The organism is Clostridium sp. D53t1_180928_C8 (genome assembly GCF_015667795.1).
Lineage (GTDB): Bacteria > Bacillota > Clostridia > Clostridiales > Clostridiaceae > Clostridium.
Genome location: NZ_JADPEL010000074.1, coordinates 1 through 10836 on the forward strand (window position 1 = coordinate 1; position 10836 = coordinate 10836).

12 protein-coding genes and 1 other annotated feature are annotated in these 10836 nt (G+C 27.6%); of the genes, 1 reads left to right on the forward strand and 11 read right to left on the reverse strand.

What is annotated here, in order from left to right; all coding sequences use genetic code 11:
• From I4V51_RS19485 to I4V51_RS21440, 11 genes are all read right to left on the reverse strand, one after another.
• The coding region (locus I4V51_RS19485; protein ID WP_195990104.1) for a hypothetical protein at positions 1-785 on the reverse strand (785 nt) is incomplete at its 3' end.
• Positions 786-929: 144 nt separating this feature from the next.
• A complete protein-coding gene (locus tag I4V51_RS21435) occupies positions 930-1052 on the reverse strand; it encodes a hypothetical protein (RefSeq protein WP_279325461.1) in 123 nt (40 codons plus the stop codon).
• Between the two features lie 186 nt (positions 1053-1238).
• Entirely contained in the window at positions 1239-1466 is a 228-nt protein-coding gene (locus tag I4V51_RS19490) for a DUF3892 domain-containing protein (RefSeq protein WP_195990105.1), read from the reverse strand.
• A gap of 42 nt (positions 1467-1508) precedes the next feature.
• Positions 1509-2813: an MATE family efflux transporter gene (locus I4V51_RS19495; RefSeq protein WP_195990106.1), complete on the reverse strand. Its 1305-nt coding sequence runs from the start codon at positions 2811-2813 to the stop codon at positions 1509-1511.
• 88 nt (positions 2814-2901) lie between these two features.
• Entirely contained in the window at positions 2902-5544 is a 2643-nt protein-coding gene (locus I4V51_RS19500; RefSeq protein WP_195990107.1) for a valine--tRNA ligase, read from the reverse strand.
• A 331-nt stretch (positions 5545-5875) separates the two neighbouring features.
• Positions 5876-6159: a binding site (T-box leader), on the reverse strand.
• Between the two features lie 140 nt (positions 6160-6299).
• On the reverse strand, positions 6300-6671 hold the full coding sequence (locus I4V51_RS19505) for a hypothetical protein (RefSeq protein WP_195990108.1): 372 nt from the start codon (positions 6669-6671) through the stop codon (positions 6300-6302).
• A gap of 80 nt (positions 6672-6751) precedes the next feature.
• Complete coding sequence (clpA, locus tag I4V51_RS19510) at positions 6752-8992, reverse strand: ATP-dependent Clp protease ATP-binding subunit ClpA (RefSeq protein WP_195990109.1); 2241 nt, start codon at positions 8990-8992, stop codon at positions 6752-6754.
• A gap of 3 nt (positions 8993-8995) precedes the next feature.
• Positions 8996-9295: an ATP-dependent Clp protease adaptor ClpS gene (locus tag I4V51_RS19515; RefSeq protein ID WP_195990110.1), complete on the reverse strand. Its 300-nt coding sequence runs from the start codon at positions 9293-9295 to the stop codon at positions 8996-8998.
• Between the two features lie 157 nt (positions 9296-9452).
• Complete coding sequence (locus I4V51_RS19520; protein WP_195990111.1) at positions 9453-9623, reverse strand: hypothetical protein; 171 nt, start codon at positions 9621-9623, stop codon at positions 9453-9455.
• Positions 9624-9644: 21 nt separating this feature from the next.
• The gene (locus tag I4V51_RS19525; protein WP_195990112.1) at positions 9645-9905 is read right to left on the reverse strand and encodes a hypothetical protein; all 261 of its coding nucleotides are present in this window, start codon (positions 9903-9905) and stop codon (positions 9645-9647) included.
• Positions 9906-9922: 17 nt separating this feature from the next.
• Positions 9923-10054: a CPC_1213 family protein gene (locus I4V51_RS21440; protein ID WP_260458038.1), complete on the reverse strand. Its 132-nt coding sequence runs from the start codon at positions 10052-10054 to the stop codon at positions 9923-9925.
• 219 nt (positions 10055-10273) lie between these two features.
• Here I4V51_RS21440 and I4V51_RS19530 point away from each other — a divergent pair, with 219 nt between their 5' ends.
• Positions 10274-10723, forward strand: coding sequence for a hypothetical protein (locus I4V51_RS19530; protein ID WP_195990113.1), 450 nt, complete (start codon positions 10274-10276; stop codon positions 10721-10723).
• The last annotated feature ends 113 nt before the right edge of the window (positions 10724-10836 follow it).

A 10836-nucleotide genomic window follows, 5' to 3' on the forward strand; every position in this document is an offset into this window, starting at 1 on the left:
GGATCATAAACTAATTTATAATAGCAATTATTATTTTCTATTCTAATTACTTCATATTTATCATCATCAATTTTATTTAAAAATACAGTATTTGAATCATATTCTCCTGAGTAAATCTTTTTAATATAGTCATTTAACTTATCGTAATCTAATATCTTATCTTTAAGTATTATACTTCTAAATTCATCTAACTTAGAATCTTTAAATTTAAAATTTTCATTTACATTTTTAATTGAAGCCTTATATACTACGTCACTATAGGTTTTACCAAATACCACAAAAGAATCATCAACATAATTAGCGGCTTCTGTAGTATTTATACTTAAATCGACATTTAAACTTTCTTCATCTGTAAAATATTGTATTGTTTCTGCTCCTAAATTCTCTATATTCTTTAATAATAAATAATGCTCATCATCTGATACATCACTTAAACTAGAGATTCTATCACTAATGGGTTGAACATATTTTATCTCTAATGAATTATTTTTACAAAATTCCTTTACTATAGTTATAGCTTTTATGTATTCTTCTGAAATAGCTTTATTTCTAGCTTCAAAGTTTGGTGTACCACAATTACTTTTAATACCTATTACTTCATTTTTAGTAGTTATTATATTACTTAAATCACTATTTTCTATTTCAGATATAACACTATTTTCTTCTAATTGAGATTGAACCTTAATATTTTTAGTTTCTTTCTGTACTTTAGAATTTTTATTTATTGTACATCCTGTTAATATTAAACTAAGTACTAATACTAAAATAACCTTATTTTTTCTCATCTTATTCTTCCCCTTACACCTTTTTATACATCAAACAAAAACATAATTTTACTTATCATACCATATATTGAAATTAATTCTCTAATATAATAACAAAATATTCCCTAAAAACAAAAAGTGCTTCAATATTTTTATTTTATAAACTTAATTAAATAGACAATAATTGCTATTTATATTACTTAATGGCGTATCTCTCAAAAATATAGTTAATACCCAAGTAATTATACCAATTACCCCTATAATATATGTATCTCTAAACTTACTCATTTACCTACACCATATAATATAATTATATATATCCTAACATATAACTATAATATATGTCTATATTTTACAATTATATGACTTTTACGTAACATGAAATATTTTATATAAAAATAACGTCTAGCAAAGCTTAAATAAACTTTGTTAGACGTTATTTTTTATAAATTAATATTAAAACTAATTTAAAATTTAATCTTGTCTAGACATTGATGATAAATTATTTCCTTCAGTTCCATCTGGTTTAGTTCTTAAATACTCTTCACCCTTCTTAGAATGAGCAATAATTACACCATCAATCTCACCATTTTTAGCCATTTCAACACCTTGAGCTTTTTCAACTGTTTGGCCATTGTCTAATACATATTGCATTATTTCTCCACTGCTATTTTTAATTGTTTCTACTATTTTATTACTCATATTATTCACCTCTTAATAATATTTTTTACGAAATGAATATTTTTATGCATTTTTCTTTACAAAAACAATAGTAACAAATAAAGTTAATAACTCACCTATTGGTACACTAAGCCAAACTCCATTAATTCCTAAAAATAAAGGTAAAATAAATACACAAATAGAAACAAATAAAAGGCCTCTACAAAAAGCAATAATAAATGATTCTTTAGCTAACTCTATAGATTGAAAATAAGCTCCACTCACCATATTTATCCCCATTATAATAAAGGCTGTAGAGTAAATTCTAATTGAATTAATAGCTATAGCTAAAACTGTATCAGTTGGCTTAACAAATATTCTTACTATTGATTCTGGAAAAACAATACAAAGTATAAAGAATGCTACTCCTATAACTAATGCTGTAGATAAGCCTAAATTTCTTAGTTTATCTGCTCTTTCCTTTAAATTTGCTCCCATATTAATACTTATTAATGGCTGTATTGTTTGGCTTATTCCATTAAACAAGGCAACGGCTATTATCCCAGTATTTGAAATAATACTATAAGCAGTTACACCATCATCACCAATAATTTTTAAAATCTGAATATTAAAAATAAAGATAATAAACCCTAGTGATACTTCTATAAAAAGACTAGGTAATCCACATTTAAATATTCTAGTAATGTAAGATAATTTATAAAAGTCTTTCTTAAATCTTAATGTATTATTTTTAGATAAAAGATGAGTTAATAAAATTAAACAACTTATTGTATAAGAAAAAACTGTTGCTATTGCAGCTCCTCTCATCCCCATATTTAAAGGAAATACAAATATGTAATCTAATATAATATTTAAAAAACCACTGAAAATAACAGCAAACATGGCTTTTTTAGGTGCTTTATCAGCTCTAATAAATGGAGCCATTACACTTCCCATAACAAATGGAATAGTACCAATTACAACTACTACCATATATTCTTTTACAAAAGGCATAATTTCTTTTGTAGCACCAAGTATTAAAGCAATTTCTTCTAGAAATACAAATCCAATTATACAATAAATGATTGCTAATATAAGTCCTAATATAAATGATAAAGTAAATATTTTATTAGCTTTATCAAGTCGTCCTCTTCCTTTCTCAATAGACATTAAAGTAGATCCACCTATTCCAATTAAAAGACCAGTTCCAAAATAAACTGAATAAATAGGTAATGATATATTTAATGCAGTAAGCCCTTTACTCCCTACTCCCTGTCCAATAAATATAGTATCAAATAAAATATAAACTGATGTAGATAGTGCAGCACACATAGTAGGAAAAAAATATTTAAAATATAATTTTCTTACATCATCTTTAAGTAAATTCATAATATCCCCCGTTTTTTATCTAGAAATAATAAAAATGGCAAGTGACAAAGCCTATAAACTTGTCACTTGCCAAAGTGTTAATTTCTAACTATTTTAAAGTGTCTATTCTAACTAAAACTGCATCAAGCATTTCTTGATACTTAACCATTTTTTCTTTTTCTGCAGTAATTACTGCTTCTGGTGCTTTAGCTACAAATCCTGCATTAGAAAGCTTCTTTTCAATTCTTGTAACTTCACCTTCTAATTTCTTCTTTTCTTTATTTAATCTTTCAAGTTCCTTTTCCTTATCAACTAAGTCTAAAAGTGGCATGAATAATTCTCCACCCTTAACTACTAATGATACTGCATTTTCAGGAACTAAAGCTTTATCAGCTATAAATTCAACTTCTGAAGCAGAACCTAGTTTTTCCATGTAAGGAATACCAGCAGTAAATGCTTCTTTAGCTTCCTCTGAAATATAGCAAATTACTTTTGCTTTTCTTGAAGGTGGAACGTTCATTTCAGCTCTAACATTTCTTAATCCCTTAATAGCTTCAATAATGAATTCCATATCTTTTTCAGCCTTGTTATCTGCTAAAGCTTCAGTATATTCTGGCCAAGTTGAAATTGCTATAGATTCTCCTTCTGTTAATGTAGTATATATCTCTTCAGTTATATATGGCATAGCTGGGTGTAATAATTTCAATCCTGTAGTTAATACAGTATTTAATACGTTGTATGCTACTCCCTTAGCCTTTTCATCATCACTGAAGAATACTGGCTTAACAAGTTCTATATACCAATCACAGAATTCAGTCCACATAAAGTCATAAACCTTTTGGTTAGCTATTCCAAGCTCATACTTTTCTAAGTTTTCTGTTACTTCTTTAACTACAGTGTTCATTCTTGAAAGAATCCACTTATCAGCTAAGCTGTAATCTGCACACTCAGCATATTTATTCATTAATTCTTTATCAAGGTTCATCATAACGAATCTTGAAGCATTCCAAATCTTATTAGCAAAGTTTCTTGCAGATTCAACTTTTTCTGGAATATATCTTATATCATTTCCTGGTGTACTTCCTGTAACTAACATGAATCTTAATGCATCAGCACCGTATTCATCAATTACTTGTAATGGGTCAACACCATTTCCTAAAGATTTACTCATCTTAATACCATTAGCATCTCTTATGATACCGTGCATTAATACTGTATCAAATGGAGTTTTATCCATGTTATATAATCCTGAGAATATCATTCTTGCAACCCAGAAGAATATGATATCATATCCAGTAACTAATACATTGCCCGGATAGAAGAAATCTAAATCTGGTGTTTTTTCTGGCCAACCTAAAGTTGAGAAAGGCCATAATGCAGATGAGAACCAAGTATCAAGTACGTCTTCATCTTGTCTTAAGTTTTCAGAACCACATTTTGAACACTTACATGGTGCATCAACTTCAACCATAATATTGTTACAATCATTACAGTAGAATACAGGTATTCTGTGTCCCCACCATAATTGTCTTGAAATACACCAGTCTTGAATATTTTCCATCCAGTTGAAGTATATTTTTTCAAATCTTTCTGGAACAATCTTTGTTTCGCCATTTCTAACAACATCTATAGCTGGCTTTGCTAAAGATTCCATCTTTACATACCATTGTTGTGATATTATAGGTTCAACTACAGTATTACATCTATCATGTGTACCTACATTATGAGTATGAGGTTTAATTTTAACTAATAATCCTTGTTCTTCTAGATCTTTAACCATTTGTTTTCTAGCTTCGTATCTATCTAAGCCTTGGTACTTTCCACCTAATTCATTAATTACACCGTGGTCATCCATTACTCTGATTATTGGAAGGTTATGTCTCTTACCAACTTCAAAGTCATTAGGATCATGTGCTGGAGTTATTTTAACTGCACCTGTACCAAATTCGATATCAACATAATCATCACCAACCACTGGTATTTCTCTATCAGTTAGAGGTAATTTTAATGTTTTACCTATTAAGTGTTTAAATCTATCATCATTTGGATTAACAGCAACTGCAGTATCTCCAAGTAATGTTTCTGGTCTTGTAGTAGCTATTTCTAAATACCCTGAACCATCAGATAGTGGATAATTAATATGCCAGAAGCTACCTTCTTTTTCTTCATATACTATTTCTGCATCTGATAAAGCAGTAGTACATTTTGGACACCAGTTAGTTATTCTATTTCCTTGATAGATTAATCCATCATTATATAATTTAACAAATACTGTTCTAACAGCTTTGTTTAAATGTTCATCCATTGTAAAAGCTTCTCTTGTGAAGTCACATGAAACTCCTAATTTTTTAAGCTGATTTCTAATAGTACCTTTGTACTCTTCAGCCCATTTCCAAACTTCGTCTAAGAAAGCTTCTCTTCCCATTTCTTTCTTAACTTTACCTTCTTTTAATAGCTCATTTTCAACCTTTACTTCAGTTGCAATTGAAGCATGATCTGTTCCTGGAAGCCATAAAGTACAGTAACCTTGCATTCTTTTAAATCTTATAAGCATATCTTGCATTGTGTTATCTAATGCATGACCTAAATGAAGCTTACCTGTTATATTTGGGGGTGGCATCATTATTGTGAATGGCTTCTTTGTCTTATCAACAACAGGAGTGAAATATTTCTTTTCTTCCCATGTTTTATAAATTCTTTCTTCGAAATCTTTTGGATTATACGTTGTGGCTAAATTTTTCTTTTCTTCCATCAATAAAACCTCCTGAATAGTTTATTTTCTATATTTAAAGTTCTTATATAAAGACTACTTTACTAATTAAGTGATATTCTAAATCTTCGATTTAGTAAATAGAACTTACTCCTACCAGCAATAGCGAGTAGTGAGTTTCATTTATAAAAAAACTATCTGTACCTAAAAATAATATTACTTTATTTATACTCTCCATAATTTTATTTTTAAATCTTTGCCCCTGCTAAAACTCGCTACTTTTCAATGTCTAACTTAATTTCATTAACTAAATTTTTAATTAATTATTCATTTAAAACTTTAATAAATAACATAAAAAAGAGCCTTAGTCCTAAAAAAGGACGAAGACTCGCGGTACCACCTTTATTCCCAAGTGAATCTCCAAATTTAAATTTGGATAGATGAACTTACATCTACGAAGAATTGAGTAGATGTTTCATTTTTTATCACTTAGCTCTTAATTCAAATAACGACTTAGACAAGCCGTCTTTAGTTACTACTATTTCACTAAAGAAACTCAAAAGCTACCTTCAGGATATTCAATATAGAAGGCTTACAGCCTAGACCTTCCTCTCTTAATACGTCCTATTCCTTACTCCTCTTTATCACTGTTTTTAAATATTTATTTGTTCTTATATTATGATATTTTTTTAGCTTTGTCAACAAATGTATTATAACTTTTATTTTTTATTTTAGTCAATAGTTATTACTAACTATTGACTAAAATACTAATTAAGTATACTAAAAACTTTCTATTTTTATAATTTTCCAACAAATTCATTATAACTTTCTGGCTCACCACTTCCAAAAATAATTTTAAATTTATTTGTTTGTGGGTTTCTATAATTAATATAACTTTTATCCATATTTAATCTAGAAGTATCACTTAAATTAAACTTTTTTAAAGCTTGCTCTTCAGTAATATTCTCACCTAATGTTCCTATTTGCCCAATTCCACTAAGAGTAACTAATTTATAAGCTCCACATGGATTTAAATATTCAACTTTATTTTCTTTATTATAAAAATACCCACAACATGTACAAATCTTAGTAAGTTTATTTAGCGACCTCTCTATATTAATTAATCCTCCGCAAATTTTACACTTCTCAATATTTAATACGTTATCCATTTTTAACCCCCATATATTCTTAATTATATTAATTTATATTAATTTATATTAATTATAAATAAAACATATGAGGATCTTTTTTATTTATAGATAAACTTATTATCTTTAATATCTAAAGTAATTTCTCCACCATTACTTAAGGCTCCGAATAATATTTCATCAACTAACATGGGCTTAATTTCTTGATTTATAATTCTTATTATTTCTCTTGCTCCATATTCTTGGGAAGTACCCTTACTAGCTATAAAAGAAATACATTTATCATTAAAATTAATCTTAACATTTTTCTTTGATAATTGTTCATTAAATTTATTAAGCTCTCTACATGCAATATCTAATGCCATTTCATTATTTAAATGGTTAAATACTACTATTTTATCAAGCCTGTTTCTAAATTCAGGAGTAAAGAATTTTTTAACTTCCTCCATTATGGCTTCACCTCTAATTACTCTTTCACCAAAGCCTATAACACTTTTACCAATATTCTTTGCTCCAGCGTTAGAAGTCATAATTAAAACTACATTTCTAAAATCAGCTTTTCTTCCTTGGTTATCGCTTAATGTAGCATAATCCATTACTTGAAGTAAAACATTTAATATATCTGGATGTGCCTTTTCAACTTCATCTAATAATAAAACACAATATGGATTTTTTCTTATTGTATCTGTTAAAAGCCCACCTTCTTCATATCCTACATATCCTGGAGGAGCCCCTATAAGCTTAGCTGCTGCATGTTTTTCTGAATATTCACTCATATCAAATCTAATAAGTTTAACACCTAAACTATCTGCTAAAATCTTTGAAAGTTCTGTTTTTCCTACTCCTGTAGGACCAACAAATAAAAGTGAACTTATAGGCTTGTTTTCTTCATTAAGTCCTGCTCTTGACATCTTAATGCATCTTACAACCTCATGAATTGCCTTATCTTGACCAAAAACATTTTTTTCTAAATTATTTTCTAATTCTTTTAATTCTGAAATTTCATCTTTTTCAACTGTGTTCTTTGGTATATGACATACTTTTGATATCACTTCTTCTATTACTTCTTCATCAATTACCTTCTCACTTGAGTCTTTTCTATTCATGGAGATATATGAGCCAGCTTCATCAATAACATCTATAGCTTTATCCGGTAAAAATCTATCATTTATATATTTACTACTTAATTCAACTGCTAATTTAATAGCTTCATCAGTATACTTTACATTATGATAACTTTCATAATTACTCTTTAACCCTTGAATAATTTTAATTGTTTCCTCTACTGAAGTTTCTTTAACCTCTATTGTTTGAAATCTTCTACTTAGTGCCTTATCTTTCTCAAAATACTTTTTATATTCGTCAAAAGTTGTAGCACCGATAAATTTTATCTTTCCTTCCATTAAATAAGGTTTTAAAAGATTTGATGTATCTAATGAACCTCCCCCAATTGAACCTGCACCTACAATAGTATGTATTTCATCAATATATACTATTGGATTTTCATGCTTAGCAATTTCATTTAACACCTTCTTTATTCTCTCTTCAAAGTCACCTCTATACTTAGTTCCAGCTAAAGTAGCCCCAATATCTAATGAAAAAATTTCAGCATTTTTTATTTTTTCTGGAACATTTCCTTCATTAATAAGTCTAGCTAAACCAAATGTTATAGCTGTTTTACCAACTCCAGGCTCTCCAACATGAATAGGATTATTTTTAGTTCTTCTACACAGTATTTGTATAGTTCTATTTAATATATCCTCTCTCCCTATAAGTGGATCATTATAATCATTTCTTACGTATTCATTTAAATTGCTAGTTAAAGTATTGATAAGTGATTCCTTTTTACTACCTTCATTTAATACTTCTTCATCTATATCATCATCTTGAATATCTTCATCATCAATATAATAAATATTTTCCGAATCATCATGACAAAGCCTATAAAGCAGTTCTCTTTTTTCTATTCCTGATTCTAACAAATAATACTGAGCATAACTATTGTCTAATTCATAAACTGCAGATATCATATGCTCCATAGAAATATCCTTACTACTTGCATAAATCGCCTGTTCACTTGCTCTTAATATAATTTGCTGAAAATTATAGCTTTCTTGAACCTTCCCACTTTCATCCTTTTCCATATAAGTGTTTAAATAATCTAATAATTTATTTCTTAGTTCCTCAATATTAACTTCTAATTCTTCAATTACCGTAATAAATCTTTCTTGAAGTGTTATTGCATACAATATATGCTCAGCAGTTACAAATTCATGGTTATTTTTTTTAGCTACTTCATATGATTCAACTAGAATATTATTTACTTCTCTTGTTATCTCCATAGTTTACGCCTCCTCTATAGTTATATTAAAAGGAAAGCCTTCTTCTTTTGCCATACATAATGCCACTGCTACCTTTGTAGTGGCAATATCATAGGGATATATTCCAACTATTCCTCTTCCGAACTTATGAACGTCCATCATTATCTTATTTGATGTATTTATATCTTTTTTAAAAACAGTCATTAATATATTAACTACAAATTCCATTGTAGTGAAATCATCATTATGCATAACTACTTTATAATGTATTGGCTTTTTAACCTTTACTTTTTCTTTATTTACTGTTGCAATACCATTTTCCATATAATTATCTCCTTGTATAATAACTTTTACCTTTATTATATTAATGCTAATGATTAATATCAATATTACATTCTAACTTTAATATTATTATACAAAGTAAAGGTCATACTATTAATTAATTGTTAGTATGACCTTTACTTTGTATAATTTTTATTATTTATTTATCTTGCATCCATTCATATGTCTTATAACTCTTTTTATTATGAGCATGTGCTCCTATTTTTTCACCATTTTCTATTCCAACTTCTGAATTTCCAGTTGGATCAATTTTTCTTAATTCATTTTTAGATTTTGGTCTGTCTTTCATTCTATTTTTATTATTATCCATAAATCTTACCTCACAAGTCTGCTAATAATTAAATTTATTTTTTACTGCATCAAAAACTGGTTTAAATTCTTCAGCATGTTCATCAAATAATAATGTTAACTCATCCTTAGCTTTAATATAATTAGGATCATTTTCCTCATATTTTACTATTCCTCCAGACTCTTTATGAAACTTCATAAAAATCATAGGATGTTTTTTAGCAAAGGATTCCATTTCATCAATATGACGTTCAGGTTTTGAGGCATTTTTTAGCCATCTAAATACATAATCATATTTATCCATCTCTTCACTACCTTTATCTATATTTTAAAATCAGTTGGATCATATGTTTTTGCTTTAGGTTCACCAAAACAAGCTTTTACACTTTCAACTTGTGGATTATGATTTACATTTTTATGTTGTTGTTTTGTTTTTTTCATTTTGTTTCCCATAATATCACCTCATTTATATTCTTTCCTTATAAAAATTCTATTATCCTATTAGATGTTTTCCATTTGTTCTTATTTTTAGTTTAATACTCATTTACGAGTATTTTAAATACAAGTATTATTTGTTATATATTTTTCCTTTATTAATCACTTTTTGTATCCATAATCATATTATGTACTATATAGAAATTACACTAATGAGAAAGTTTAGGAGATGGTAACATGTCAAGATGTGAAAAGAACTTTAATGACTGTTCTTATCTTAAAGCAGAAATAAGAACACAAATTACTATTTTAGCAGATTCTGACACCATTTGTGATTTATTAAAAGAAATACATGATAATTGTATCAATTTAGATGGTTACTATTATCAAAATATTGAATGTGACAGTAATATTTTCACCTTTGAAGTAGGTAATGAAAATGAACAATCCTCCTCTGATTTAAGAACTGTCGAATGTATTCTAAAAAAATGGTGCATAGATTATTTAGAAAATGATACTGTAAGAGTAATTATCAATCATAATACACCTGGTGCTTTAGCTAAAATTTATTGCGCTTTAGCTAAATGTTTAGATGTGTATTCTTCATATTATGCTCAAAGAAAAGGTATCTATATTGAAACATCAGACAGTTGTAAGGCTGTTAAGATAATTAATTCCTTAAATTAATTACAAAAAATAAACCACAGTATAAAATATTAACTTTTATACTGTGGTTTTATATTTATACCTTATTTTTTTTGTAATACTTATTATATATTTCTTTTGTATATCCATAATCT